Source organism: Salinifilum aidingensis, assembly GCF_054782015.1.
The window spans coordinates 1-26860 of the sequence record NZ_BAAGTH010000011.1; the positions used below are offsets into that span (position 1 = coordinate 1).

Sequence of the window (26860 nt, forward strand, 5' to 3'; positions counted from 1 at the left end):
CGGCCACCGCCCGATCCACATCAGCGGCCGTGCCCGCAGGCACACCGCACAACACCTCCTCCGAACACGGATCAACCACCTCGATCACGCGGTCCGACGAAGCCTCCACGAACTCCCCGTCCACGAAAAGCCGGGACGGGGGAAGATCCGCGCTCGCAGACCACGATCGCGCATCGGTGGCTCGGCGGACCGCGGCGGTCGTGGATTCAGCTGAGGTGCTCATGGGAATGCTTCCTCCATCGTTGCGTCATTTCGGGAAAAAGCCCGGGGCGGTTCGAACGAAATCGTTGGTCCCGGCGGGATGCACCGGCGCAGGACCACCGGTGCTGCGCGATTGCGGCTGCGCTGCACCGGTGCTGCGCCCGCAGTTCGCTTTCCAGGTACGGGCCGGATCGGTGCGCGGATCCGTCCCGGGCGTTCGCGCCGCGGTTTTCCGCGGTGCGGGTGGTCGTGCGGACGGTCAGTCCAACTTCGCGATCAGCGACGCGATGGTCTCGGCCGGCGCGGGATCGGTTTCGAGCAACGGGCTGCGGGGTTTTCCGGCGGGGAACCCGGTTGCGTTCAACGCGGTCTTGACGGCGGGGATGAACGGGGCGGACATCATCGCGTCCATGAGCGGGTAGATCCGGGACCACTCGGCGCGTGCGCGGTCGAATTCCCCGGCGCGCACCGCCCGGTGGATGGAGACCAGCTCGGCCGGGATCGCGTTCGCCGTACCGGCCATGACGCCGGCCGCGCCCTCGGTGAGCGCGGAGAGCAAGAAGCTGTCCCAGCCGACGAAGGTCGAGATGACGTCGCCGTGGTGGTGGATGAGCTGCCCCACTTGCGTCATGTCGGCGCTGGTGTCCTTGATGTAGCGGATGTTGTCGACCTCGCGGGCGAGCTGCCCGACCAGCTCGGGTGCGAGGTTGACACCGGTCGCACCGGGGAGGTTGTAGAGCATGACCGGCAGGTCGACGCTCTCGGCCACCGTGCGCAGGTAGCGGCGGGTTTCGTCGAGCGTGAGCGGCTCGTAGTACGGCGTGACCAGCATCAGGACCGAGGCGCCGACGTCCTGCGCGTGCTGCGACAGCTCGATCGCCTCCGCCGTGCTCACCGCACCGGTCTGCGCCACGACCGGCACGCGCCCGGCCGCCTGCTCGACCACGGTCTCCACGACCAGGCGCCGTTCCGCACCGCTCATCGCGGCGAACTCCCCGGTGGAGCCGCAGGCGACGACACCGTCGACGCCGCCCTCGATGGTGCGGTCGACCAGGCGCCGCACGTTGCCCACGTCGATCTGCTCATCGTTCGTGAACGGTGTGGCCAGCGCGGTGAGAACACCGCTCAATTCCGGATTCATCAGGATCTCCCCTCGGGATGCGGTGCGGTCCGAACCGATCGACCGGTGTCGGACGGTGGTGTCTGGGTTTCGGATTCGGGCGGAGGACTGCTCGACGGGCACTACTCGGCGGGCACGGGCGGGAGCTCGGTGCGGCCGCCCTGCCGTTCGGTGGCCAGCAGGCTCTGGATCTCCCGGGCCGCGGAAAGCCCGGTCTGGACCGCTGTTTCCGAGTAGAACGTCCCGAGGTAGTCGCCGGCGAGGAACACGCGGCTGCTGCGCCGGGACAACGCCGGTTGCAGCTTTCCGCGTCCGGGGAAGCAGTAGGGCGCGCCGGTGGGCCAGCGCTGCACTTGTGCCTCGACGACCTTGCCGGCGGACCCGGGGAGCACCTCGTCGAGGTCGTCGAGGTAGGTCTTGAGGATCTCGTCGTCGTCGCGTTCGAGGAGCTCGCGCGCCAGACTGCCCGGTGAGAAGGTCATGATGCTGCTGCCGGGCCGTCGTTCCACCTCTCCCGCCCGCGCGACGTTGGACATGTTCAACGCGATGTTGAACGAGCGCTTCGGCGTGGCGATGCCGTACGCGTCGTCCCAGACCTGGCGTTCGGTCTCGCCGGTGAGGAACGCCGCGCTCACGTACGGCCCGTAGACCACCTTCGACAGCGCCTCGCGCACGTCGGGGTCGAGGTCGACCGCGATCCGGTGCCCGACGGTCGCGGGGGTGGCCAGCACGACGCTCTTCGCCTCGACTTCCTTGTCGACCCCGTCCTGCCGGTAGCGGACGACGACCGAATCCTGCTTGTGCACGATCTCGTCGACGGCCGAGTTCAACTCGACGCGGTCGGACAGGGCCGCGGCGATGCCTTCGGTGAGCGTGGCGGGCCCGCCGAGGATGTTCTGCGAAAGGCCACCGCCGATGTTCCACACCAAGCTGAAGTAACCGACCCCGGCTCCGGCGGAGATCTCGTCGATGTCCGCGGAGGAGCGGGTCACGGTCGGTTCGAACAGAGCCCCGGCGTCTTCGGGCAGTTCCCCGATGAAATCGGAGAAACTGCGATCGTTGAGAAATTCGTAGATCCGCTGCTGCCGGGCCGCCGCGTCCTCACCGGTCCGCGGCCGGACCACCCGCGAGTAGCGGGCGACGGCCAGAGCGACTTTGATCCCCGTCTTGAGCACGCCGAGGCGGGCCGACCACGTCATCGGGATCCGGAACGGATAGCTCTCCACCCGGCTGTTCAGCAGCAGTTTGCCGTTCATCGCCAACCCGGCCAGCGACCCCGGCACTTCCACGGCATCGGTACCGGTTTCGCCGAGCAGCCGGGCGGTCGCCGAATCGCCGCCGGCGAAGACGTGCCCGCCCCAGTTGAGCCAGTACGGTCCACGGCGTTCCGAGCGGATGCGCCCGCCGACCCGCCCTTCTGATTCGAGCAGGAGCGAGTTCCAGTTCCGCAGTCGCCACGCGGCCGACAGCCCGGCGATTCCGCCACCTACGACGACGACGTCTTTCATCGAAAACAGCCTTCCTGGAAATCCTGCGAACGCCCCGCCGCACCAGAGCGAGGCACCGATCACGTGACGCGACGGTCTGCGGACCTCGCGCGATGGCGAACGCGCTGCTGCTGCGTTGTCGGGCAGGCGGGGTCTGGTTGGTCGGGTGGGAATTCACGGTTTTTTGCGGGCATCGACGGGGTGACCGCCGGATTGCCACGAAGTATGGGAAGAAGGCCGTTCGCCAACAACGCTCGTGCATCCCGTTCCGGCATCAGGCTGGTGCTGAGTCACAAGTCGTCGTATTCTTGGTCGGCATGGCAGGACGCCCGCCCGACGCGGTGGTCCTCAGCGAGGACGAACGTGCCGCGCTCCTGAGCTGGACCCGCAGTCGCAAGTGCTCGCAGGCCCTGGCGCTGCGTGCCCGCATCGTGCTGGCCTGCGAGCAGCAGGGCACCAGCAAGGCCGTGTCCGAGCAGCTCGGCGTGTCCCCGGACGCGGTGCGCCGGTGGCGCTCGCGGTACCTCGCCGAAGGCCTGGAGGGCCTCGCCGAGCGGCGCCGCCCCGGCCGTCCGCCGCGTTTCGACGAGACCCTCGTCAGCGAGGTGCTGGTCCGCCTCCTCGAACCGGCCCCCTCCGGGCGCCGGTGGTCGACGCGCTCCATGGCCACCGCGGTCGGGGCCAGCCAGGCCACGGTGAGCCGCATCTGGCGCACCTACCGGCTCGGCGCGAAGCAGGCGCACCCCTCCGCGGGGGGCGGGGCCGACCGCGCCCCGCTGCCGAACCGCATCCGCGATGTGGTCGGACTGTTCCTCGCCCCGCCGACGCGGGTCCTGGCCGTCGCGGCCGACGAGGACGCAGCGCCCTCCCCGGAGGGCGGGGCGGCGGAGTCGACCGCCTCGATGCAGCGCCGCACCGGGGAGGCCCGCGAGGTCCTCGCGGTGGCGAACGCGTTCGCGCAGGTCGGCAGCGACGCGGAGGCCGGCGGTTCCCAGCGGTTCACCTCGTTGCGGGCGTTCCTCGAACGCCTGCAACGCAGCGTGCCGGCCAGCATGGCGGTCCACCTGCTCGTCGACGGGTTCACTGCTGCAGATCAGGACGCGCTGGCGGACTGGTTGCAGGCGCACCCGCGACTCCACCAGCACGTCGTGCCCCCGGAGGGCTCCTGGCTCGGCGAGGTCGACGCCCTCCTGGCGCGCAACCCGCTGCCCAGCGATGAGCACGTGCTCGGCTTCAGCGCATCGCTGGCGGGGCTGCGGGAGGACATCCGAGCCTGGTGCAGCAGCTCGACCCCACCGGCACGGCCGTTCACGTGGACCAAGAGCCCGCGCTCCCTCTGGAGCGGCGACCAGGACTACCACGGCCTCATTTATGACTCAGATCAGCTGAATGCTGTGCAAACCAGTGACTCCGCCCGGGACGGCCGCGAAGCCGCCGAGCCATCCGCGGCCTCGGGCTCGTCACCCCCGCGAATCGCCGACCGCGTGGCCGCGCTCGTCCGCGAGGAACTCGCGGGCGGGAGGTTCAAACCGGGTGAGCGCGTCAAGGAAGCCCCCTTGGCAGCCAGGCTGGGCGTCTCCCGCGGGCCGGTGCGCGAGGCCCTGCGGGTCCTCGCCGAGGAGGGCATGCTCGAACTGCTCCCCAACCGCGGAGCCGCCGCTCCCCACGTGAGCGCCGAGAACATCATCGACCTGTACGCGCTGCGCGCCTCGGTGGGGAGTTTGCTGATGCGCCGCATCGCCATGCGCCCCCGCTCCGAGCTGCGTCCGGTCCGCACCGCCCTGGCGCAGGTCCAGTCCGTCGCCCGGGACGAGGACCGCGCCCAGATCGGCGAAGCCGACCTCAGGTTCCAGGACGTGGTGGCGCGGACGACCCGGCTGCCCCAGGCGGGCATGATCTTCGAACGGCTCACGATGCGCCTGCGGATGTTCAACTCCGCGCTGCAGCTGGACTGGGCCGAAGTGGTCGACCTCATCGCGCGCGAGGACGCGGGGATCTACGAGGCGGTGCACAACGCCGACGGCGCCGAAGCCGCCCGGCGCTGGCGGGTGAAGATCGAGCGCAGCGTCCGCTACATGGTCGCCCAGCTGCCGCAAGACCACTTCGACCCCAACCTCTGGGTCACCCTCGCCGGCAAGCCTCCCCTCCGCCGCGACGATCCGCGGGGCGTCCACTGAGCACACCGGTCACCTCGGGGACCAGCCCTCCGGAGCCGCTGCCGCACACCTCGGCGCCGCGACGGCGCAACGGGGCACCGCACCGGAGGGCGGGTGCTCGCCTCGGGTCAGCGCTGCGCCGCGTCGGGCCGGGGGTCCGACGAGCCCTGGCGGCGGATCCGAGCCCGCTTGGCCACGTTCCGGCCGATCCCCCCGTCGCGCGGCCGTCCTGCTGGTACCGCGCCAACGACCGCGCACTGCCCCGCTGCGTCCAAACCCCTCCCGTTTCGCGTGGAGCTCGGCCGGACCCCGTCGTCATCGACGAGAACACCCGGGAACCGAGGTCGCACCGGGGCCTCAGCACCGGGGCGCGCGCCGGTCGGCCGGACCATCATCGACGAGCACGCGCCGCAGCGATCGATGCAGCATGGGGAAGGTGACGGAGGTGAAGTGATGACCGAGCAGCGCGCCGCGCGCCAACGCCGCGCCGATGGCGAGGAATCCCGCCGCGAGGTCCTCGACGCCGCCGCCGCGGTCGCCGGCGAACGCGGCTACGAGGGTACCAGCATCGCCGCGGTCAGCGCCAGGTGCGGACTCCCGGTCAGTTCGATCTACCGGCACTTCAAGGACAAGGACGAGCTGATCGCGGCCGTCATCGAACGCAGCTTCCACACCTGGCTGGCCACCGTCACCCTGCCCGACGAGGTGGCCGACACGTCGAAGGACCGCGTGGTCGAGCTAGCCCGCGACGTGGCCGGGGCGCTGCTCGAAGCACCCGGCTTCCTGCGGCTCGGCTTGATGCTGGCCCTGGAACGGCACCCCGAGGACCCCAGCGCCCGCACCGTGTTCCTCCAGCTCCGCGGCACCGCGCACCGGCACTTCGCCGACATCGTGCGCGAAGTCGAACCCTCGCTGGACGAGCACGCCGTCCAGCTGCTGACCACCTACGCCGTGGCCGCGACCGACGGGCTGTTCATCGCCAAGGAGGTCGGCGGGGACTCCGTCGACCTCGTCCGGCTCTTCGAACTCCACGCGCGCGCGATCTTCGACGCCGCCGCGCACCTCACCGGGTGACCGCGTTCGGGGCCAGCGCGCGGAAGCGCTCGCCGCTCGGTGACGAGCTGCGCCGCGCGATCGACCGCGACAACTCCCCCGCGCTGCCCCGCCTGCAACCCTGAGCCCGTGGCGACGAGGGCCGCACCGCGCGGTGCCCGGCCCGCCGCACCGGCCACCGACGCGCCCCACTTCCTCCGCGATCGTTTCCCGGTCCCGACGCACGTCCCCGTGCGGGGGTCTCCCGCGGCGGAGGAAGCGGAACACCGTCACGGCTGGAGCCGCTGGTGGGTCCAGGCAGCGGTGCCGGCGGTGCGGTCGTAGCGCAACCGCCGGTGCAACCGGTCGGGGCTGCCGTGCCAGAACTCGACGGCCTGCGGAACGAGCCGGTAACCGGTCCACTCCTCGGGGCGGCTGATCGGACCGCCCGTGCCGGCGAGCGCCTCCGCCCGGGCTTTGAGCGCGGTGGCGTCGTCGAGGGGACGGCTCTGCCGGGAGGCCGCCGTGGTCGCCCGGGCGACGAGCGGTCGCCGGGCGAACAGCTCATCGGACTCCTCGTCGGTGAGGGCCTCCACCGGCCCCTGCGCGGTGAGCTGCTGGAGCGTCTCACGCCAGTGGAAGGTCAGCGAAGCCCAGGGCGTCACGGCCAGGTCCCGTCCCTTGCGGCTGCCCCGGGAGCCGGTGAAGAGCAGTCCCCGTTCGTCGAGCTCCTTCACCAGCAGCACGCGGCTCGACGCCCTGCCCGAGCTGTCAGCGGTGGCCAGCACCGCCGCGTGCGGCTCGCGCACCTCGTGGGCGACTGCGGAGCCCAGCCAGTCGCGCATCAGCGGGTGCGGGTCCTGCGGTGGGGTGTCGAACTCGGGCAGCACCAGAGCGGTGTCACCGCCGAGGGTCTGCTCCTGCGCCGTCATGCCTGCCGTCCCTCCCGATCGCGCGTGGATGTTCCAGCCATGTGGTTCAGTTGATCGCCCGGTCGGGACCGGGGCCCGCGTTGATCAACGGTACCGGCATCTCCCGAGGCCGGGGACGGATTCGGGATTTCGAAGACCCCTCCCCCGGCCACGCGCTGAGGATCCGCACCCCCGAGCGCACCTCCCGGCCGCAGCGAAGCGCTGCATTTGCGCAGGTCACAGCATCGCTGCAACTGGCGAGCCGAGGAAGGGAGGGGGGTGTGCACGCCCCAGCCGACCATGGGTTAATCTGTATGCACAACACAGCGGGGCGGAGGACAACGCCCCGAGGCGTCGGAGTGGCGGAAAGGCAGACGCGCTAGCTTGAGGTGCTAGTGCCCTATTGACAGGGCGTGGGGGTTCAAGTCCCCCCTCCGACACCACACTCAACTCAGGTCAAGCTTGTGACCTGGGTTTTGTTGTTTTCGGCGCCGGATCGGGCCGCTGCCTCGCTCGCGCACGAGTCGTTCGATCCGGTCGGCAGCGGTTCCGGGGTCTTCGTGTTCCCAGACGCGCACGACGAGCCAGCCTGCTGTCGTGAGCTCGGCGTCCGTGTCCCGGTCGCGCCGCACCACGCCTGCGAGCTTGCGGCGCCACCACTCCCGGTTGCTCTTCGGCAGGTGTGCGTGCTCCGGGCACGAGTGCCAGAAGCAGCCGTCCACGAACACCGCGATGCGCGCCCCGCGGAAGAGGATGTCGGCCCGCCGGCGCCGGTTCGTTCCCTTCGGCGAAGCATCGACGAGGTACCTCAATCCCCGCCGGTGGAGTTCGCGGCGCAGCCGCAGCTCGGGCCGCGTGTCCCGGCGCCCCGTCCTGCGCATCACCTTCGCCGTCGCCGGGGACGATGCAGGCGGGGTGGGGCCTGGATCGACGTATTGGTAGCTGTTCATCCACGCACCCCCGAAATCGGAGTTGGTAGGAGCGAGCGGCCGCGCGCTCGCGGGGGCCGGAGTTGATTAGCAGATCGACCTCCGCGCTCGTGCGAAGTGGTGGCCGACTCGCCGGCTTTCCGTGGAGGTGAGGCGGCAGTTGGACACGTAGGCCTGTCATCAGCTGAAGGCCCTCCGCGGTTCGCAGCGCCCCCCAGCCCCTCCGGCGCCAGCCACCGCGGCTCCGGGGCGGGCAGTTCGGTGACGAGGGCGTGGGCGCGCTCCGCATCGCTCCGAAGGCGGCACGCCCGTGCGTGGCGGCTCCTGAGCCAGGCCCGCGGTTCGCGGAGGCGAGGTCCCGGTGGTGAGCGGAGCCGCCCACGCCCGCTCCACCGCCCCGAGAAGCGAGCGAACCGACCCCGACGACGCGCCGGCAGCTGCGTCACCCGACGGCGGGTAGCGCTCGCCGGGTTGGTGCTGAGCAGACTCGGAACCATGGTCAACACCGAAGACGCGTGGAAGACGCTCCAGCAGAACACCGACCTCATCAAGGTCGCGGACGCCAAGGCCGGAGCTGTCCTGGCCGCGGACGGCGTGCTCGGCGGCGTGCTGGTGAAGGCTCTGCCGGCATCGGACGGTTGGGCGGAGAGGTGGCTCTACGCGGGGCTGCTGCTCTGCGCTCTGGGGTTGGTGAGCTTGAGCGCCGTCTCCGCGCTCGGGGTGTTCGCACCGCGTCTCAACACGGACCGCTCCCGGTCCCTCCTCTACTTCGCCAACATCGCCCGTTGGTACCCGGCACCGGACGGTTTCGCGCCGGCCTACGGCGAACTGCTGGAAGACGGCGAGCAGCTGCAGCTGTCGCTCACCCGGCAGGTGTGGGCGACCAGTCGGATCGCACGGCGCAAGTTCCGCGCAGTCGCACCGGCCGTCTGGATGTTCGGCGCCGCGCTGCTCGTCGCGTTGGCAGCAGGCTGGACAGGGCTGTTCGTGTGACACCGCGGCGTTCCGAACCAACGCTCGACGATCAACAACTACACATCTGGGAGTGAACGACGTCGAAGTTCCCCGCAGTCCGCGCGGTTTCCGCTCATTCGTATCGAGCGAGGCCTGGGCGAGCCTGGTGCAGCATGGTGTGCGCATCGCGCACAGCGCTCGCGAGCGCGTGCTGCACCAAGGCGCTCCGGGCGGCTGGGTGCTGCTGTGCTTGTCCGGACGCTTGAAGGTCGTGCACGCCGAACCCGACGGCCGCGAACTCGCCCTCGCCGTCCGCGGCCCCGGTGACCTGATCGGCGAGTTCTCAGGGCAGGACGGAGGTCCGCGGTCGGCCACCGTGCAGGCCATCGAACCCGGCATCACCTACAAGCTCCCGGACGAGCGCTTCGGCGAACTCGTCGACCGGTTCAAGCTGGGGGCGAAGCTGAACGCTTACATACTGGGCAAGATGCGCGAAAGCGCCGCGCACGCCTGGCAACTGGCCCACCGCAGTGCGGCGGCGCGACTCGCCGACTTCCTCGCCGCGCTCATCGACGCCGCAGGTCCCGATCATCCGTGCCCGACCACCATCGCGATGTCGCAGGAAGAGTTGGCCTCGGGCCTGGGATTGGCGCGCTCAGCCGTCACCCCGGTGCTCGCCGACTGGAAAGCAGCGGGGATTGTGCGCATTTCCCGAGGAAGGCTCCACGTGAGCGACGTCACCGCACTTCGGGCTGCCAGCGGCGTCGATGTGTCCAGTTCTGGACAGAACACCGCGAGATGACCCGGCAGCCTCGATCCCGTCGGTCGCACGCCCAGACGTGAAGGAGCACTGATGGACCAGGAATTCGCAGCCGACAACGGTTCGGTCGGCGAGTACACGGGGATGCTCGCAGTGGACGTCCGCCATTTCAGCAGGCACAACGATGTCCAGCAGAAGGCGATCGCGGAGCAGTTCTTGCCCGATGTCCTCGACCAGGCCGCGAACCGCGCCGGTCTCGCGGAGATGTGGCAGCAGACCAGGTTCCGCGCTTTCCGCGGCGACGGCTACCTCCTCGGGTTCCACCCGGACCATCTGCCCGCCGTCGTCGACAGGTTCTTCGACGCCCTGCAGGCGGAGCTGCGTCGTCGTGCCGGTGAGTTCCGGGAAGCGGAGGTCGAGCTCCGACTGCGCGCAAGCCTGCACCTCGGCCCAGCGCAGTCGTTCGATGCGATGTTGGACGATTCTTCCGGAGTTGACTCCCCGTCGGGCAAGGTCATGGTCGACACGAATCGCATGATCGACGCAGCCCCGGTCCAGTCATTGCTCGACCACTCCGATCCGAACGTCACGCTCGTGGCGTCCGTGCTCTCCCGAGAGGTCATGGAACGCGTCGTGGAGGCCGGGCTGAGCACGCGGAAACCCAGCGAGTTCGTCGAAGCACCCCTCAAGGTCGAATCCAAGGAGTACACGGGTACCGGCTACTTGCGCGCACCAGTGCCATCCGGCGAACTGCTCAGCTCCGGTCTGCTGCGCGGGCAACCCACCGAGCAGGCCCAGGCGAGTGGGAGCGTGCACGAAGCCGATGTGGACGGGATGGAGATTTCGAACGTGCTCCTCGGCACCGCGGCGAAGGCCCTGCAGACCCGCGACGTGCACGGCGGGATCCACGACAGCTCGGTGCGCGATGTCAACGGTGGTGTTGCGGCAACCGGCAGCAGTTCGATTTCGGTCGGCAGGGATATTGACCAATCAACGCACAAGACCGAGCAGGAGTTCTCCGGTCGATTTCACACGAGCGGTGACGCGAATTTCGGTCCGTCAAGTGGTCGCCGCGGCGATGACGACGCGGTGGAAGGGTGAGTGCCGTGGATCCTCACGACATCGATGGGTACGCCTTGCCCGACTCACCTCCGCCGCGGGGAGGCCCCGCTCCCGCGGTGGCGCCGGGGTCGGAGAGGGAGGCCGCTCACCAACCGACGGCCTCGGCCTCCGGAAATAGCTCCTTTTCGGTCGGACGGGACCTCGTCCAGGGCGACAAAACCGAAATCATCGTGCAGGCGCGCCCCCAGAAGAAGAGGGGGCGCGGACTCCAGGACCCCGAAGCCCTGCAACGTTTGGCAGCGAGCTACGTGCCACCGCCGGGGTTGCTCGATGAACCGGCTGACGGCGAGAGCCAAACGGCCTTCCAAACGCTGCACCGGCGCCGGGTCCTGCTGATCGGCGCTCAGGGGTTCGACTGCGGCCAGTTCGCCGCTGCTCAACGGCTCGGATACGAGTTGCAGAAGACGTACTCGGCTCTCGTCGTCCGGGAGGAGTTGAGCGATCCGGGTTTCCGCATGCACGCCGACGCGTTGTTGGTGGAACGGCAACCCGCAGCAGTGCTGATCGACCTCCGCAAGTCCGAGCTGGGCGACATCAGGGAAGTCCAACGCGGTCTCGTCGAGTTCACCGAGCAGCTCGAGCAGTACCGGAGCTACTTGATCCTGCTCTTGCCACCCGAGCACACGAGCTGGTTCGAGGAGCAGTTCCCCGGGCGGACGTACCTCCTGGGGAAGCCCTCCTCAACCGCGGTGTTCGAGCACCACTTGGTGGGGGCGGACGGCCGTGCGCTCGTCGAGCGAACCGATTCGGCTCAAAGCCTGGAGCACCTGTGGCCGCCGAAGGTCAGGGAACTCGCGGAGACCGTTTCGGATCGCATCAAGCAAGGGAGCGATCCGGAACACGTTCTCCGGGGACTCCTGGACAACGAGCTGCACAGCCGAACTCCCGAGCTCCGCAAAAGGATCAAAGAACATCAGGCGAACGGCAACGCGGAGTGGCTCGCCCTCCTGCTGGCGGCATCCCTGCTGGAGAGGGCTTCGGCCAAGCACATCGTGGAAGCCTCCGATCGGATGCTCGAGCTCAACCAGGTTGAGCGGCAACAACCCGTGCCGCTGCTGCGCCTGAGCCCGTTCGTCAGGCTGGGTGACCTCGACGAGGAGTACTTCGACCCCGAAAACCGGGAGTTCCGGTTCTCGGACTTCGGAGCTCAGGTGCTGCGCCATTTCTGGCGGGAGCATCCGGATATCCGACCGCGGATGTTGGACTGGATCCGGCAGCTGCCCGATCGGATCCGCGACTTGGAACGCAACGAACTGGAAAATCTCGTTGACCGCGTCGCTGACCTGTCCGGTGAAGGAGGGGGCGGTATCCCGGTCAAATTGGCCCGTGAGTGGGCGATGACCAAGGCGGGCAAGGACTCGGGCGGAACTGAGACCTCCAACACAACCTCGGACCGCTCTCGGCGGTCCATCGCCGTGCGCCTGCTGACCACGACGGCCATGGACCCGACCCTTGGCAGGGACGTGCGGCAGAAGCTCTGGGAGTGGTCGAGGGGCGAGAGCGCCGATCTCCAGCTGATGACTGCGGAAGTGTGCGCGGGTATCGGGCAGTCTTTCCCACGAGTGGCGTTGACCCGCCTCAAACACCTGGCGAACACGGAGAACAGAACAGTTCGAAAATCGGTGCACGACGCCGTTCACCAGATCGGTATCGAACTCGATGGTTCCCAGTTCCTGCGGTACGTGTCGGAGTGGTTCGACGGTGCGTCGCCGGCACGTCTGCACCTCCTGTCGGAGGCCGTCGCGGACGTGCTGAAGGAACAGAGCGAGGAGATCGATGTCCAGGTTGCCACCTCCTTCTGGAAGCGAGCTCTCGCATCCATGCCTCCGCAGGACAGCCGGACCATCGTCCAAAGCTGGCTCCGCGCAGCATCTGCGGTTTCCCCGCGCCAGCGAGACTCCATGGTGGAATCGCTCGTGCATGCTACCGACTCAGACTCGATCGTGATCGCGCAAGTGCACCGCATCAGTTGGGGTGAGTGCGCCTCACGCGACCTGGGCGTGCTCGGGGACGATCCGATGGCCTCCGTGGTGCACCAGCTGTGGACGCGGCTGGACGAAGTCGACCCCCTCTGGCAGTAGGAGGACGAGATCGTGCCGGTGTCCCTGTGGAGGTGGCTGTTGCGGCATCGCTGGGAAGTTCGGGAAGGCATGACTTCTGCGGATTGTGAAGCCCCGCGCGAGGGCCCGTTTACGACCCGTTCGAGCGCCGACGGCCTTCCAGTTGCCAGCGCTGACGAGCCACTGCACTTCAACGTGGGGCTGTCCCTCGAAGCGAGGTGGGGCGGCAACGCATTAGCCCCTTCCTCTCCTGCGGACATAGCTTGGGCGGGGATCATCCGCCGGGCCGAGGAGGTGAGCAGGCAGCACGCGTTGACCGCCACGGACCGGTTGCGCGTCGAGCTCAACGCTGCTCTGGCCGAGTGGCGGAAGGTCGATGGGACGAACGTGTTCGCGCGCGGTCAGTGCACCTCGACCGATGCCGATGAGGAGCTGGTGGCGGCCGTCGCCGCACGTGAAGAGGCGGCACGCCGGCACGTCGCGTTGTCGTGGCAGAGCCAGCAGCGCACCCACCAGGAGGCGAGGATGTCCTCGGTGCTCCTCGATCCGCTCCGGGCGACGGCATCGTGGTTCCTCGACAACCAGGACAAACCCGAGAAGGTGGTGACCGTTGCCGAGCAGTTCCGCGACTTGCGGGAAATCCTGAACACTGCCACGCGATCGGACTCGGCAGGAGGGTTCGTCGACGAGATGTTGGCAGCCGCCGACCAGGAGGAGCGAATCCTCTTGATCAACACGCTGCAGAAGATGTTCGCCAAGTACGGCCGAGAGGATTTGTCCGCTCGGTTGGAGGAGCTTGAAGGGGGCGGAACGAGCGACCAATAGGATTCCCCTCAGGTCGGGAAGCTCCGACGTGCGGGGCGGGGAGCCGCCCCGCACGTCGTGTGCGAAAGTCTTGCTCGTTGCGCATTCGCCCGTGACGATCTCGTCCCTGCATGGTCTCGGCGCCGGGGCGGTGATGCCACCACGATCACTCGGGATCGCGCAGCTCGATCCGTGTGGTCAGCGCGCAACTCGCCCCTCCGACATGACGAAACCCCACACTGCGAGAGTCCGGTTTGATCCGGACTTTCGCGGTGCGGGGTTTCTTCGTGGTATGTGTTCGTGAATCCGAGGGCGCGACGGACAACCTCCGTGCTTGCTGGTGCTGCGGGCGAGTGGCGGTACCCGCCGCATCGCCGTCCGGGTGCACGGCGACCACGCCCATCTCAACCGGTCAGAGCGAAGTGCGTATCAGCTGCTGCCGGGTGGACCAGGAGCGGACACTGGGTCAGCTGGTGGAGGGGGTCGGTGATGGCGCCGGACGTTCCCCCGAGCCGCGTTGGATCAACCGGGTCGGCAACGAGACCCGTTCGGGCGCACCGGTGCCGTCCTCGAGCCGCCGCAGCGCGATCCGGCCGGCGTGGTAGCCCATCTCCCGGGGATCGTTGGCGATCACGCTGATGCCCAGGGGCTCGCCGAGGTCGAAGTCGTCGAAGCCGACGAAAGCGCACGCCGGATCATCTCGCAGCAGCGTGCTGACCGCTCCGACGCTGATCCGGTTGTTGAGGGCGACGATGGCGCTCGGCGGGTCATCGCGGGCGAGCAGGTCGGCAGTCGCGGAGGCGGCGGACGCTACGTCGTGGATGCTCCCCAGGACGAGCGTTTCGTCCGGTTCGATACCGGCCTCGGTCAGCGCCCCGCGGAACGCGGAGATCCTCTCCGCGGCGGTGAAGAGCTCGGGGCTGTCCGCCAGGGCAGCGATGCGCCTGTGGCCACGTGCGGTCAGCTCGTGCACCGCCTTCCGGACGTCGGTGCGGTTGTCCCAGAGCACGCTGTCGGCAACCACCGTGACCGGCGGTCGGTCCAGGAAGATGATCGGCAGCCCCCGGTGTCGTTCCCCCTCGAGGTAGCTGTGGTCGGCCGACGCGGGAACCAGCATCAGGGCGGTGACGCGGCGCTCGAGCATCGCCTGCACAACGACCTTCTCCCGCTCCGGTTCGTCGTCGGTCGAGGCGATGATGAGCTCGAGGTCGTGCTCGCGGAGGGCGTGATCGACGCCTGCGGCGAGCTGGGAGTAGAAGGGGTTGTCGAGGTTGCCGATGACCAGTCCCACGGCGCTGGTGCGCGCACCCTGCCGCAGCTCGCGCGCCAGCCGGTTCGGCCGGAAGTTCAACGCCGCGGCCGCTGCGAAGACGCGCTCACGGGTGTCCGCGCGCACGTTGTTCTCCGCGTTGATCGCCCGCGCCACCGTCTTGGCGCTCACCCCGGCCAGGCGGGCGACATCCTGCAGCGTGGTGTGCCCCTGCCGTTGGGGGAGATCAGCTGTCATGTCCGCCTCCTTCCTCAGCCGTGACTCTAGCCTCGGACGACGGGCACCCCGCATCGCCCGCTCCGTGTCCATCGATGTCACGCACGCCGTCCGGTTCCCCGCGCGACCGTGATCACACCGGTGGCCCGTGGTGATTGCCAGTGGGTTCCGACGCGGCGAGCGCCGCAAGCATGCGAGACGTTCCATTGACATCGATGACATCGCTGCTAAGTTGACGTGCCAACCGCGGGGTCAACCACGACGAAACAGGCCCCCGGCAGGTCACCACGAAGGAGCGAACAGATGTCCAGTCCCGGCGACCGCGCCTACCTCGCCGCGCAGCGGGCCGATCTCCTGCGGTTCGCCCGGGGCGCCCGTCACGAGCTCGGTTTCGGCTGGCTCGACGACGCCGGTCAGCTCCTCGCGGAGCGCCCCGTCGAACTGTGGATCACCTGCCGGATGACTCACGTGATGAGCCTCGGGGCGCTCGCCGACGAACCCCCGGCCCCCGGAGGACCCGACCGGACCACCCTCACCGCGTTGGCGGCCCACGGCGTGCGTGCGCTCACGACCACCCTGGCCGACGACGAGCACGGCGGCTGGTTCGCCGCGGTGGGGCCGCGCGGTCCGGTCGAGGACGCCAAGGAGGCCTACCCCCACGCGTTCGTGTGCCTGGCCGCCAGTTCCGCGGCAGCGGCGGGGATCCCCGGTGCCGACGCCCTGCTCCGCGATGCCGCCGCCGTGCACGAGCGCCACTTCTGGGACGACGAGGCGGGACTGGCGGTCGAGAAGTGGGATCGCACCTGGACGACGCTCGACGACTACCGCGGCATCAACGCCAACATGCACACCGTCGAGGCCTACCTCGCCGTCGGGGACGTCCTCGGCGATCCGGTGTGGCGCCGCCGCGCCGGCCGGATCGCCGCCCGCGTCGTCGACTGGGCGCGGGCCAACGACTGGCGCATCCCCGAGCACTTCGACTCCTCCTGGACACCGATGCTCGACCACAACCGCGAGCATCCGGCGGACCCCTTCCGCCCGTACGGCGCCACGGTCGGCCACGGGCTGGAATGGGCCAGGCTGCTCGTCGCGGTCAACGCGAGTCTCGGTCAGGCGGCACCGGAGGGTCTGCTCGAGGCCGCGATCGCGCTGACTGACCGCGCCGTCGCCGACGGCTGGGCGGCCGACGGTGCCGACGGGTTCGTGTACACCACCGACTGGCAGGGCCGCCCGATCGTCCGGGAACGCATGCACTGGGTTCTCGCCGAGGCGATCAACACGGCCGAGACCCTGCGCCGGGTCACCGGCGAGGAGAGGTACGCCGACCTCGCCGACCGCTGGTGGGACTACGTCGACCGCTACCTGGTCGACCACGAGCACGGCTCCTGGCGGCACGAGCTCGACCCCGACAACCTCCCCAGCGCCGAGGTGTGGCCCGGCAAGCCCGATGTCTACCACGCCTACCAGGCAGCGCTCCTGCCCGAGCTCCCGATCGCCCCCTCGTTCGCCGCGGCGCTGGCCGACAGCAGTCGAGGCCGAGCCACGACCGCACCCACTGCCCGGCCTCGGACCGAGGAAGGTTCCCCGGCATGAAGGACCGCACCGCACCGACCCCGGCACGCAATCCTGCCGGGAGACAGCTCGCGCTGCGCAGCGCCGTCATCGCCGCTCTCGGCGGTCTGCTGTTCGGCTTCGACACCGCCGTGATCTCCGGCACCACCGACGCGCTGACGCGGGTGTTCTCCCTCAGTGCGGCCGGGCTCGGCTTCACCGTCGCGACGGCCCTGATCGGCACCATCGCCGGTGCCGCCGCGACCGCGATCTGGAAGCCGGCCGACCTGATCGGACGCAAACGGGTCCTCTACGTGATCGGGATCCTCTACCTGGTGTCGGCCCTCGGCTCCGCCCTCGCTCCCGACTGGGTGTCCTTCATGGTGCTGCGCTTCGTCGGCGGTATCGGGGTGGGCGCGGCCGCCGCGGTCGCCCCGATCTACAACGCCGAGATCGCGCCGCCCAAGCTCCGCGGCCGCATGGTGGGACTGTTCCAGTTCAACATCGTGCTCGGCATCCTGCTGGCCTACCTCTCGAACTACGTCGTGCTTCAGCTGGCGCCCGAAGCGACGGGCTGGCGGTGGATGTTCGGCGTTGAGGCGTTGCCCGCGCTCGCGTTCGCGCTGTTGCTCGTCCTGGTGCCGGAGAGCCCCCGTTGGCTGATGAAGGTGGGACGTACGGAAGAGGCCGAACGCGTGATCGTCGCCCTCACCTCGGAGCCGGACGAGGCGCGGCTGGCTCGCGAGGAGATCACCGAGGCGCTCGGGAGCGACGACGCGGAGCGGCGTGCCACGTTCTTCGCCCGCCCGCACCGCAAGATCATCCTGCTCGCGTTCGCGATCGCGGCGTTCAACCAGCTCTCCGGGATCAACGCGGTGCTCTACTACGCCCCGTCGATTTTCGCGTCGGCCGGGATGGGCGAGAGCGCTTCGTTTCTCAGCAGCGGCGGTGTCGGGCTGATCAACCTGATCTCGACGATGCTCGCGCTCCTCGTGATCGACCGGATCGGACGGCGCAAGTTGATGCTCGTCGGGTCGTTCGGTTACCTGGTCACCCTCGGCGGCCTCGCGGCGACCTTCCTCAGCCAGGGCGAGGCGTTCTCCGGCGCGGCCAGCACGCTCGTCGTGGTCATGGTGATGTTGTTCGTCGCCGCGCACGCTTTCGGCCAGGGCGCGGTCATCTGGGTCTTCATCTCCGAGATCTTCCCGACCTCGATCCGCGCCCGGGGGCAGGCGTTCGGGTCACTGACCCACTGGGGGTTCGCGGCCGCCATCTCCTGGATCTTCCCGTTGCTGGCCGAGGTGGTCGGTGGAGGGATGGCCTTCGCCTTCTTCTTCGCGTGCATGGTCGTCCAACTCATCTGGGTGCTGGTGCTGATGCCGGAAACCAAGGGCGTGCCGTTGGAGAAGCTGAAGGGCGTCCTCGGAGTGCAGGAACACCCGGGCGTCCACCCGAACTCCGGTCAGTCCGGGGGTGAACCCTCCTCCCACGACTGACCGAACCGCGAACGGCGTTTTCGGGGGCTGCAGAAACTTCGGGGCGATCGTGTGGTTGCCCGAACCTCGATCCACTGCCCCGCGGCTCCAGCGAGGAGCGCGCACATCGACGGAGCGGTCCGAGCGGTGGTGGGTCCCGGGTCGTCCGTTCGCATCAGCGGTCGTTGAGCCGCGTCAGGAGGCTGACAACGCGAAGCCTTCCTCGTATCGCCGCACTACCAGGTCGATGACGCGCGGGTGCGCTCCGATCGGTGCGGCGACTCCGCGTACCGGCAGCTTTGCCAGTTCGCGGTGGAACAGCCCGGGAGCGAGCAGGTAGGGCGCGATGAACGCCGGACGGTGGCACACTGCGGCCGTGCGCGGCTCGGCCGCGGTGACGTAGGTGGCTGACAAGGTTTGCCCGCACGCGCGGCCGAGCATCCCGGCGGCTCCGCAAGTCTCCTGCAGTGCCCTGGGGTCGGTCGAGCCGGCCGCGGAGAACATCACCTCTGCGCCGGGGCGCCAGCCCGCTTCGCGCAGACGGTCCCGCATCGCCACTGCCAGCTCCGGTGCCGGCCCCAGTGCCGGGCTGACCAGTACGTCGTTCCTCGCCGAGGAGGCCATACCTGCGGGAACGTCGCTGCGCACGTGGTATCCGGACGACAAGAACGCCGGCACCACCACGAACGGTCCCGGATCGGCCCGCAGCACGTCGGCGATCGTGGGACCGATGACGTCGACGTAGGCGGTGTGCACCGGCACGTCCAGCCGCGCCGAGACTCGTGCAGCGATGGCGTTGATGACGCGCGGCCCGGCCGGCTCGCGTGTGCCGTGTGCGGCCAGCAGTACCCTCGAACTCACGCGTCGTCCCCTCGCGCCCCGTCCGTCTCCGGTTTCAGCGGCAGGATCCGCAGCGCCGGACCGCGCACGACCTCCGCACCGCTGCGCCGCCCGCGGCGCGGCGAGGTCCTCGACCCGCCCCGCGCCGCCGCGACGGCCACCGTGAAACCCGCCAGCGGTTCGGTCATGGAACGGCGACCTCCACCACGTTCTGCCGGTTCCGCACCGGGTACACCGGCAGCGTCATCTCAGGCTCGTCCAGGCACTGCCCGGTGCGCAGGGCGAAGACCTGTTTGAGCAGGGGTGAGGCCACCGTCGGCTCGCCCTCGCGGTCCCCGACGATGCCGCGGCTGATCACCCCCGCCCCGAAGAACGGGTCCACGTTGCTCACGGCGAACAACTCCTCCTCGCGCGTGCGGAACACCGCCACCGGGTGGTCACCGACCAGCACCGGCATGCCGCACTCCGGCTGCAGGCGCGTCACGTCGCAGACGGGCAACCAACTCATGCCTGGACCTCCTCGCGGTCGCGGACAGCCGGTTGCGGCAGCGTCACCGGATTCGGCCGGATCTGCCCCCGCTCCTCGGTGAAACTGATCGTCGGATCGGGCGTCTCCGGTGCGTTGACGAACGACACGAACCGCGCCAGCTTGTCCGGGTCGCGCAGCACCGCCGCCCACTCGTCGGTGTAATCGACGACGTGCTGGTGCATCGCCTCCTCCAGGTCCGCGCAGATGCCCAGCGCGTCGTCCACGACCACCGACCGCAGGTGCTCCAGGCCGCCGTCCAGCTCCTCCAGCCACGCCGACGTGCGCTGCAACCGGTCGGCCGAGCGGATGTAGAACACGAGGAACCGGTCGACGAGCCGGATCAACTCGTCGTCGCCGAGATCACCGGCCAGCAGCTGCGCGTGCCGCGGGTCGAACCCACCGTTGCCGCCGACGTAGAGGTTCCACCCGTTCTCAGTGGCGATCACTCCGAAGTCCTTGCTGTTGGCCTCAGCGCACTCGCGGGCGCAGCCGGACACCGCCGCCTTGATCTTGTGCGGCGAGCGCAACCCCCGGTAGCGCAGCTCCAGGCGGATCGCCATGCTCACCGAGTCCTGCACGCCGTAGCGGCACCAGTCGTTGCCGACGCAGGACTTCACCGTGCGCAGCGCCTTGCCGTAGGCGTGGCCGGACTCGAAGCCCGCGTCGACCAGCCGCTGCCAGATCTGCGGCAGCTGCTCCACCCGCGCGCCGAACAGGTCCACCCGCTGCCCACCGGTGATCTTGGTGTACAGCCCGAAGTCCCGGGCGACCTCGCCGAGCACGATGAGCTTGTCCGGGGTGATCTCCCCGCCCGGCACGCGCGGAACCACCGAGTACGTTCCGTTGCGCTGCATGTTCGCCAGGAACCGGTCGTTGGTGTCCTGCAGCGCGGCCTGCTCGCCGTCGAGGACGTGCCCCGTGCCGAGGCTGGCCAGGATCGACGCCACCGCCGGCTTGCAGATCGCGCAGCCGCTGCCGCTGCCGTAGCGAGAGATGAGCTCGGAGAACGAGGTGATCGTCGTGGCGCGGACGATCTCGAACAGCTCCGCGCGCGACTGGGCGAAGTGCTCGCACAGCGCCTTCGAGGTGACCACGCCGCACTCGCCGAGCAGCTTGGTCAACATCGGCACGCACGAACCGCAGCTCGTGCCCGCCTTCGTCCGCGCCTTGAGGCCCCCCACATCGGTCGCGCCCTCCTGGACCGCACCGACGACGGCGTCCTTGCAGACGTTGTTGCACGAGCACACCGTGGCGTCCCCGGGCAGCCCGCCGGCGCCGACCTCGGCCCCGGCGGGCAGCAGCAGCTGCTCCGGCGGTGCCGGCAGCTCGCGGCCCACCAGCGGCCGCAGCGTGCCGTAGGCGGCGGCATCGCCGACGAGCACCCCGCCCAGCAGCGTCTGCGCGTCATCGCTGAGCACGAGCTTGGCGTAGGTGCCGGCAGCGTTGTTGGTGTAGACGACCTCCAACGCGCCCGCGGACCGGCCGTGCGCGTCGCCGAAACTGGCCACGTCCACGCCCAGCAGCTTCAGCTTCGTCGACAGGTCCGCGCCCGGGAAGGTGCCTGCACCACCGGCGACGAGCTGCTCGGCCACACCCTCGGCCATGCTGTAACCCGGCGCGACCAGGCCGTAGCACTGACCCGCCACGGCGGCGCACTCGCCGACGGCCCAGATGCGCTCGTCGGCGGTGCGGCACTGCTCGTCGACGAGGAAACCCCCGCGCTCGCCGCGTTCCAACCCGGCCGGCTCGGCCAGGTCATCGCACGGACGCACCCCGGCGGAGAAGACCACGACGTCGGTGGCCAGCACGGTGCCGTCGCCGAGCGTCACCGCGGTGACCCGGCCGTACCCGCCGTCGATGGACTGCGTGGCCGCGCCGCAGTGCGTGCTCAACCCCAGGTCGGTGACCAGCCCGTCGAGCACCTGGCCGCCGCCCTCGTCGACCTGCAGCGGCATCAGCCGCGGCGCCATTTCCACCACGTGCGTGTCCATGCCGAGCAGCCGCAGCGCGTTCGCCGCCTCCAACCCGAGCAGACCACCCCCGACGACCACACCGGGACGCCCCGCCACGGCCGCCTGCCGGATCGCGTCGAGGTCCTCGATGGTGCGGTAGACGAAGCAGCCGTCCAGTTCCCGCCCCGGCACCGGCGGCACGAACGGGCGCGAACCCGTGGCGAGCACGAGCGCGTCGTAGGCGAACACCGCGCCCTCGCGGGTGGTCACCTGCTGCGCATCGCGGTCGATGCCGGTCACCGGGTTGCCGAGGTGCAGCTGTACCATCGGGTCGGCGAACAGCTCCCCGCTGCCGAGGCTCAGCTCTTCCGCGGTCGTGCCCTGGATGTACGACGACAGTGCCACTCGGTCGTAGGCCGGCCGCTCCTCTTCGGCGAACACGAGCACGCGCCACGCGTCGGCGCTGTCGCGCGCCCGCATCTCCTCGACGAGCCGGTGGCCCACCATGCCGTGGCCGATGATGATCAGCGTGCTGGTCATGTGGCGTCCTCCTGGATTCGATCGGTGCGGTCGTCCGCGGTGCGGCACAGGCGTTCGATCACCGGCAGGCAGCCCCCGCAGCCGGTGGTGGCCCGGGTGGCCCGGGCGAGCTCCGGCACCGTCCGCGCCCCGTCGTCGCGGGCTGCGAGCACGGACTCCTTCGTGACGTTGTTGCAGTGGCACACCACGGTGTCGTCCGGCAGCTCCCCACCGCCGGTTCCAGTGCGTTCCGGCAGTCCCAGCAGCAGCGACAGCCGACTGCGCGGCACCGGAGCGCCTCGCTCGTACAGCTGGGTCAGCGCGGCGATCGCCGCGGGCAGACCGAACAGCACCGCCCCGAGCAACCGGTCGCCGCGCAGCGCCAACCGGGCATAGCGCCACCGCGCCGGGTCGGACAACGTCACCGTGCTCGCCTGCGGCGCCGCGTCCGGATCGCCGAGCACGGCCACGTCCACGTCCCGCGTGCGCGGCCGCATCACCCGCGCCGCCGTCGGCCGGTGCGGCTCGCCACCAGTCAACGCCCGCGCCACCGCCTCCGCCTGGTCCCAGCCGGAGCTGAGCTGCCCGGCCGGCAACTGCGGATGTTCGGCGCAGTCGCCGATCGCGAAGACGTGCGGATCCGAGGTGCTCCCCGCGGCGTTGACGACCACGCCGTCGCGCACCGCCAGGCCCGCCCGCGCCGCCAGCTCCACGGCCGGCCGCGCACCGACGCAGGTCAGCACGTGCGCGGCCGCGACGTGCGCACCGTCGTCCAGCTCCACCCCGCCGGCGCGGCGGGCCACCGCCGTGCGCTCCAGCCGCAGGTCCACGCCGAGCTCGCGCAGCTGCGCGGCGAGCATCCCGCCGGAGGAACCATCCAGCTGCCGGTTCATCGGCCAGGCCCGGCGGTGCACCAACGTCACCGCGCGCCCCCGGGTCCGCAGCGCGCAGGCCACCTCCACGCCGAGCACCCCGCCACCGAGCACCGCGACCGGGCCGTTGCCACCGTCCAGCCGCGCGCAGTCGCCCAGCGTGCGCGGTGACCACACCGGCGGTTCCGCGGTCGCCTCCGCGCCGGCCGTCGCGACAGCCCCGGGACCCTCCGCGGCGCCGGGACCGCCCTCCCGCGAGACCGACCCGGTGGCCAGCACCAGCGCGTCGTAGTCGAAACACCGCCCGTCGGTGGTGGACACGGTCTTGCCCACGGTGTCGACCGCGGCCACGCACACCCCGCGATGCACCTGCGCGCCCACGTCGGGCAGCACCGCGTCCTGCGCACGCAGCGACCCGGCCAGCACCGACGGCAGCAGCACCCGGTTGTACGCCGGCGCGTCCTCCGCGCCGAGCACCACGACCCCACCGCTGTAACCGTGCTCGCGCAGCCGCGTGACCAGCTGGTGCGCGCACGGCCCGTTGCCCACGATCACGATTCCGCTCATGCCGCGCCCTCCACCGGTTCCAGGCGCACCGCGCTGATCTTGAACTCGGGCATGCGGCTGCGCGGGTCCAGCGCGTCCCCGGTCAGCAGGTTCGCCCGCCCCTCGGCGGCGAAGTGGAACGGCACGAACACCGTGTCCGGCCGCATGCTCGCCACCACCCGCACGCGCACCACCGCGCTGCCGCGCCGCGAGGACACCCGCGCCCACGCGCCCTCGGACACGCCGGATCGCGCCGCCGTGTCCGGGTGCACCTGCACGGACGCCGCGGCGTCGGCCGCGTTGAGCTCCGGCACCCGCCGCGTCTGCGCCCCCGACTGGTACTGCGCCAGCAGCCGCCCGGTCGTCGCCGCCAGCGGGAACTCCTCGTCTGGGATCTCCGCCGGTTCGCGGTACTCCACCGCCGCGAACCGGGCCCGCCCGTCGGCGTGCGCGAACCCGTCGAGGAACATCCGCGGCGTTCCCGGGTGCTCCCCGCCCGGGCAGGGCCAGTGCAGCGCCTCACCCGCGTCGATCCGCTCGTAGCTGATGCCGGAGTAGTCGGCCGCGCCGCCCGCCGAAGCGCGCCGCAGCTCGGCGAACACCTCCCGCGGCTCGTCCGGGAACCGCTCGGCCGGCTGGCCCAGCCGCACCGCCAACTCCCGCAACACCGCCAAGTCGCTGCGCACCGCCCCCGGCGGTGCGTGCAGCGCGCGCCGCCGCAGCACCCGCCCTTCGAGGTTGGTCATCGTGCCTTCTTCCTCGGCCCACTGGCACACCGGCAGCACGACGTCGGCCACGCGCGCCGTCTCCGAAGGGACGAAGTCGGCCACCACCAGCAGATCCAACGCGGCCAACCGCTCGGTCACGTGGGCCGAGCGCGGCGCCGACACCACAGGGTTGGAACCGAACACGAACAACCCGGACGGCCCGTCGTCGCGGCCGAGCGCGTCGAACAGCTCGTAGCCGGACCGGCCCGGCCCGGGCAGCGACGCGGTCGGCACGCCCCACACGGCGGCCAAGTGCTCCCGCGCGGCCGGATCGGTGATCATCCGGTAGCCGGGCAGCTGGTCGGCCTTCTGCCCGTGCTCCCGCCCACCCTGGCCGTTGCCCTGCCCGGTCAGGCAGCCGTACCCGCTGCCCACGCGGCCGGGCAGCCCCAGCACCAGGGCCAGGTTGATGAACGCGGCCGTGGTGTCGGTGCCGGTGCTGTGCTGCTCCACCCCACGGCCGGTGAGCAGGTAAGCGTTGCCCGCCTCGGCGAGCATCCGCACCGCCGCGCGCTGGTCCGCCACCGGCACGCCGGTGACGCGCTCCACCCGCTGCGGCCACCAGTGCATCACCTGCGGCCTGGCCTCCTCGAAACCGCGGGTGCGGTCGGCCACGTAGTCCCGATCCACGTGGCCGTCGATGATCGCCAGGTGCAGCAGCCCCATCGCCAGGGCCAGATCGCTGCCGGGTGCTGGCTGCAGGTGCAGCGCGGCCTGTTCGGCCGTGGCCGTGCGCCGCGGGTCGATGACCACCAGCTGGGAGCCGGTCAGGTGGCGCATCAGCGGCGGCATCGTCTCGCCCGGATTCGCCCCCGCCAGCAGCACCACGTCGGCTCCGTCGAAATCGGTCACGGGGAACGGCAACCCGCGGTCCACGCCGAACGCCGCCGTGCCGGCCGCCGCGGCCGAGGACATGCAGAACCGGCCGTTGTAGTCGATCTGCGCAGTACCCAGCGCCACACGGGCGAACTTGCCCAGCTGATAGGCCTTCTCATTGGTCAACCCGCCGCCGCCGAACACGGCCACCGCGTCTGCGCCGCGCGCGGCCCGCAGTGCGGTCACCCGCTCGGCGATCACCTCCAGCGCCGTGTCCCAGTCCACCGGCACGAGCTGCCCCTCGCGGCGCAGCAGCGGCTGCTCCAGGCGGTCGGCGGTGTCCAGCAGTTCGGGAGCGGTCCACCCCTTCTGGCACAGGCCACCCTGGTTGACCGGGAACTCCGATGGGCGCACCGCGACGCCCTCCGCCGCGCGGTGCAGGTAGGTGCCGCATTGCAGCGCGCAGTACGGGCAGTGCGTGTGCACCTCACCGGTCGGCGCGTCCGACATGACCGCAGCGAACGACAACTGCTCAGACATGTTCCACCTCCGAGCGGGCGTTCGCGGGCGTTCCGGTGCACGACGCGTCCGACAACCCCCGCGAGCGCCGCAGGTACACCGCCCAGATCAGCAGGGCGCAGCAGACGTAGAAGGCCAGAAACACCAGCAGCGCGGTATCGCCGTCACCGGCCGGACCGCCGTAGGAGGCGCGGAAGGCCAGGTTGATGAACACCCCGCCCAACGCGCCGAGCGCACCGGTGATGCTGATGACCGCGCCGGACACCCGGCGCGAGCGCTCCCGCGCCGTGCCCGGATCCGCTCCCGCGGCCACCGCGGAGGCAGCCTGCTCGGCGAACACCGCCGGGATCATCGTGGTCACCGCCCCGTTGCCCACACCGGTGAGCACGAACAGCGCGATGAACGCCGCCAGGTACAGCGGGAACGAGGCCACCGCGGAGGCGTGCAGCAGCACCGCCGTGCCCGCCGCCATGCCGAGGAAGTTCGCCAGCGTCAGCCGCGCCCCGCCGATGACGTCGGCCAGCCGGCCGCCCACCGGGCGCGACAGCGATCCCAGCAGGGGGCCCAGGAACGTGTACGAGGCCGCCTGCAGCGCACCGAAACCGAACTCGGTCTGCAGCACGAGCCCGAAGGCGAAGCTGTATCCGATGAACGAACCGAACGTGCCGACGTACAGCAACGACAGCAGCCAGGTGTGCCGCTCGCGCACCGCTTCGACCTGCGCACCCGGCCGGGCTCGGACGGCGTCGATGTCGTCCATGCCCAGTGCGGCACCCAACGCCGCCAGCACGATCAGCGGCAGGTACACCACGCACACGTACGCCGGATGCGCATCCCCTGCGGTGGCGATGATCAGCAGCCCGATCAGCTGCATCGTCGCCACGCCGATGTTGCCGCCGCCCGCGTTGAGCCCCAGCGTCCAACCCTGCTCGCTCCGGGGGTAGAACGCGGCGATGTTCGTCATCGAGGAGGCGAAGGTGGCCCCGCCGACACCGCTGGTCGCACCGACGAGCACGAACACCCACAGCGGCGCGCCCGGGTGGTGCACGAGCACGGCCGCCGCGAGGGTCGGTACCAGCAGCAGCGCCGAGGCAATGGTCGTCCAGGTGCGACCGCCGAAGCGCGTCACTGCCGCGCTGTAGGGCAGCCGCAGTACCGCACCCACGAGCGTCGGCAGCACCCCGAGCAGGAACTTCTCCCCGGCGGTGAAGTCGAAACCGATGTCCGGTGACAGGAACAGCACCAGCACCGACCAGAAGTTCCACACCGAGAAGCCGACGTGCTCGGCGAAGATCGACAGCACGAGGTTCCGCCGCGCCACCCGGCGTCCCGTGCGCTCCCAGAAGGCGCGGTCTTCGGGGTCCCAGCCCTCGCGCCAGCGCCCGATCGCGCGCACAGCGTCAGTCGCCACCGGCGTCTCCTTTCCTCGGCGTGCCGACGACGCTAGGAACG

The 26860-nt window shown here is 70.3% G+C and carries 21 protein-coding genes and 1 tRNA gene; 10 read left to right on the forward strand and 12 right to left on the reverse strand.

The annotated features are described in order from the left end of the window. Nucleotides 1–460: 460 nt before the first annotated feature. Together dapA and ACYVJE_RS15320 are read right to left on the reverse strand one after the other, a co-directional pair. The gene (gene dapA, locus ACYVJE_RS15315; RefSeq protein WP_461144986.1) at nt 461–1342 is read right to left on the reverse strand and encodes a 4-hydroxy-tetrahydrodipicolinate synthase; all 882 of its coding nucleotides are present in this window, start codon (nt 1340–1342) and stop codon (nt 461–463) included. 101 nt (nt 1343–1443) lie between these two features. Beyond that, complete coding sequence (locus ACYVJE_RS15320; protein ID WP_461144987.1) at nt 1444–2829, reverse strand: NAD(P)/FAD-dependent oxidoreductase; 1386 nt, start codon at nt 2827–2829, stop codon at nt 1444–1446. A 296-nt stretch (nt 2830–3125) separates the two neighbouring features. Between ACYVJE_RS15320 and ACYVJE_RS15325 the strand changes: the two genes are divergently transcribed. Both ACYVJE_RS15325 and ACYVJE_RS15330 read left to right on the forward strand, forming a co-directional pair. Further along, complete coding sequence (locus ACYVJE_RS15325) at nt 3126–4985, forward strand: helix-turn-helix domain-containing protein (RefSeq protein ID WP_461144988.1); 1860 nt, start codon at nt 3126–3128, stop codon at nt 4983–4985. A 432-nt stretch (nt 4986–5417) separates the two neighbouring features. Then, nucleotides 5418–6038: a TetR/AcrR family transcriptional regulator gene (locus tag ACYVJE_RS15330; RefSeq protein WP_461144989.1), complete on the forward strand. Its 621-nt coding sequence runs from the start codon at nt 5418–5420 to the stop codon at nt 6036–6038. A 248-nt stretch (nt 6039–6286) separates the two neighbouring features. On the opposite strand, the gene phzG is transcribed toward ACYVJE_RS15330, so the two are convergent. Further along, on the reverse strand, nt 6287–6928 hold the full coding sequence (phzG, locus tag ACYVJE_RS15335; protein ID WP_461144990.1) for a phenazine biosynthesis FMN-dependent oxidase PhzG: 642 nt from the start codon (nt 6926–6928) through the stop codon (nt 6287–6289). Between the two features lie 332 nt (nt 6929–7260). On the opposite strand from phzG, the gene ACYVJE_RS15340 reads away from it, so the two are divergent. Next, nucleotides 7261–7350 (forward strand) — tRNA-Leu (locus ACYVJE_RS15340). Nucleotides 7351–7353: 3 nt separating this feature from the next. Here the strand turns inward: ACYVJE_RS15340 and vsr are convergent. After that, nucleotides 7354–7857 carry a DNA mismatch endonuclease Vsr gene (vsr, locus tag ACYVJE_RS15345; protein ID WP_461144991.1) on the reverse strand — a complete coding sequence of 168 codons (504 nt, stop codon included), beginning with the start codon at nt 7855–7857 and terminating at the stop codon, nt 7354–7356. 474 nt (nt 7858–8331) lie between these two features. On the opposite strand from vsr, the gene ACYVJE_RS15350 reads away from it, so the two are divergent. The 5 genes from ACYVJE_RS15350 (at nt 8332) to ACYVJE_RS15370 (ending at nt 13557) form a co-directional block, all read left to right on the forward strand. Then, nucleotides 8332–8829, forward strand: a complete 498-nt coding sequence (locus ACYVJE_RS15350) for a Pycsar system effector family protein (RefSeq protein ID WP_461144992.1) — start codon at nt 8332–8334, stop codon at nt 8827–8829. Nucleotides 8830–8881: 52 nt separating this feature from the next. After that, nucleotides 8882–9592 (forward strand): Crp/Fnr family transcriptional regulator, encoded by a 711-nt coding sequence (locus tag ACYVJE_RS15355; protein ID WP_461144993.1) that lies wholly within the window; start codon nt 8882–8884, stop codon nt 9590–9592. Nucleotides 9593–9643: 51 nt separating this feature from the next. Continuing rightward, nucleotides 9644–10651, forward strand: a complete 1008-nt coding sequence (locus ACYVJE_RS15360; RefSeq protein ID WP_461144994.1) for a hypothetical protein — start codon at nt 9644–9646, stop codon at nt 10649–10651. 5 nt (nt 10652–10656) lie between these two features. Continuing rightward, nucleotides 10657–12753 carry a hypothetical protein gene (locus tag ACYVJE_RS15365; protein ID WP_461144995.1) on the forward strand — a complete coding sequence of 699 codons (2097 nt, stop codon included), beginning with the start codon at nt 10657–10659 and terminating at the stop codon, nt 12751–12753. Between the two features lie 273 nt (nt 12754–13026). Further along, nucleotides 13027–13557 carry a hypothetical protein gene (locus ACYVJE_RS15370; RefSeq protein ID WP_461144996.1) on the forward strand — a complete coding sequence of 177 codons (531 nt, stop codon included), beginning with the start codon at nt 13027–13029 and terminating at the stop codon, nt 13555–13557. Between the two features lie 445 nt (nt 13558–14002). Here ACYVJE_RS15370 and ACYVJE_RS15375 read toward each other — a convergent pair whose 3' ends face one another. Continuing rightward, a complete protein-coding gene (locus ACYVJE_RS15375) occupies nt 14003–15043 on the reverse strand; it encodes a LacI family DNA-binding transcriptional regulator (RefSeq protein WP_461144997.1) in 1041 nt (346 codons plus the stop codon). 282 nt (nt 15044–15325) lie between these two features. On the opposite strand from ACYVJE_RS15375, the gene ACYVJE_RS15380 reads away from it, so the two are divergent. Beyond that, the gene (locus ACYVJE_RS15380; protein ID WP_461144998.1) at nt 15326–16615 is read left to right on the forward strand and encodes an AGE family epimerase/isomerase; all 1290 of its coding nucleotides are present in this window, start codon (nt 15326–15328) and stop codon (nt 16613–16615) included. Then, a complete protein-coding gene (locus ACYVJE_RS15385; RefSeq protein WP_461144999.1) occupies nt 16612–18069 on the forward strand; it encodes a sugar porter family MFS transporter in 1458 nt (485 codons plus the stop codon). Before ACYVJE_RS15380 ends, ACYVJE_RS15385 begins: the two co-directional genes overlap by 4 nt. Nucleotides 18070–18243: 174 nt before the next feature. Here the strand turns inward: ACYVJE_RS15385 and ACYVJE_RS15390 are convergent, their stop codons facing one another. Genes ACYVJE_RS15390 through ACYVJE_RS15420 form a run of 7 tightly spaced genes read right to left on the reverse strand, consistent with a single transcriptional unit; the run spans nt 18244 to nt 26819 of the window. Beyond that, nucleotides 18244–18909, reverse strand: a complete 666-nt coding sequence (locus ACYVJE_RS15390) for a sirohydrochlorin chelatase (protein ID WP_461145000.1) — start codon at nt 18907–18909, stop codon at nt 18244–18246. Next, the gene (locus ACYVJE_RS15395) at nt 18906–19076 is read right to left on the reverse strand and encodes a hypothetical protein (RefSeq protein ID WP_461145001.1); all 171 of its coding nucleotides are present in this window, start codon (nt 19074–19076) and stop codon (nt 18906–18908) included. The genes ACYVJE_RS15390 and ACYVJE_RS15395 overlap by 4 nt, the downstream gene beginning before the upstream one ends. Then, a complete protein-coding gene (gene nirD, locus ACYVJE_RS15400; protein WP_461145002.1) occupies nt 19073–19396 on the reverse strand; it encodes a nitrite reductase small subunit NirD in 324 nt (107 codons plus the stop codon). Before nirD ends, ACYVJE_RS15395 begins: the two co-directional genes overlap by 4 nt. Beyond that, the gene (nirB, locus tag ACYVJE_RS15405) at nt 19393–21909 is read right to left on the reverse strand and encodes a nitrite reductase large subunit NirB (protein WP_461145003.1); all 2517 of its coding nucleotides are present in this window, start codon (nt 21907–21909) and stop codon (nt 19393–19395) included. The genes nirD and nirB overlap by 4 nt, the downstream gene beginning before the upstream one ends. Continuing rightward, nucleotides 21906–23327 (reverse strand): FAD-dependent oxidoreductase, encoded by a 1422-nt coding sequence (locus ACYVJE_RS15410; RefSeq protein ID WP_461145004.1) that lies wholly within the window; start codon nt 23325–23327, stop codon nt 21906–21908. Before ACYVJE_RS15410 ends, nirB begins: the two co-directional genes overlap by 4 nt. Further along, nucleotides 23324–25429 carry a molybdopterin oxidoreductase family protein gene (locus tag ACYVJE_RS15415; protein ID WP_461145005.1) on the reverse strand — a complete coding sequence of 702 codons (2106 nt, stop codon included), beginning with the start codon at nt 25427–25429 and terminating at the stop codon, nt 23324–23326. The genes ACYVJE_RS15410 and ACYVJE_RS15415 overlap by 4 nt, the downstream gene beginning before the upstream one ends. Then, nucleotides 25422–26819 (reverse strand): MFS transporter, encoded by a 1398-nt coding sequence (locus ACYVJE_RS15420; protein WP_461145006.1) that lies wholly within the window; start codon nt 26817–26819, stop codon nt 25422–25424. Before ACYVJE_RS15420 ends, ACYVJE_RS15415 begins: the two co-directional genes overlap by 8 nt. Between the last annotated feature and the right edge of the window lie 41 nt (nt 26820–26860).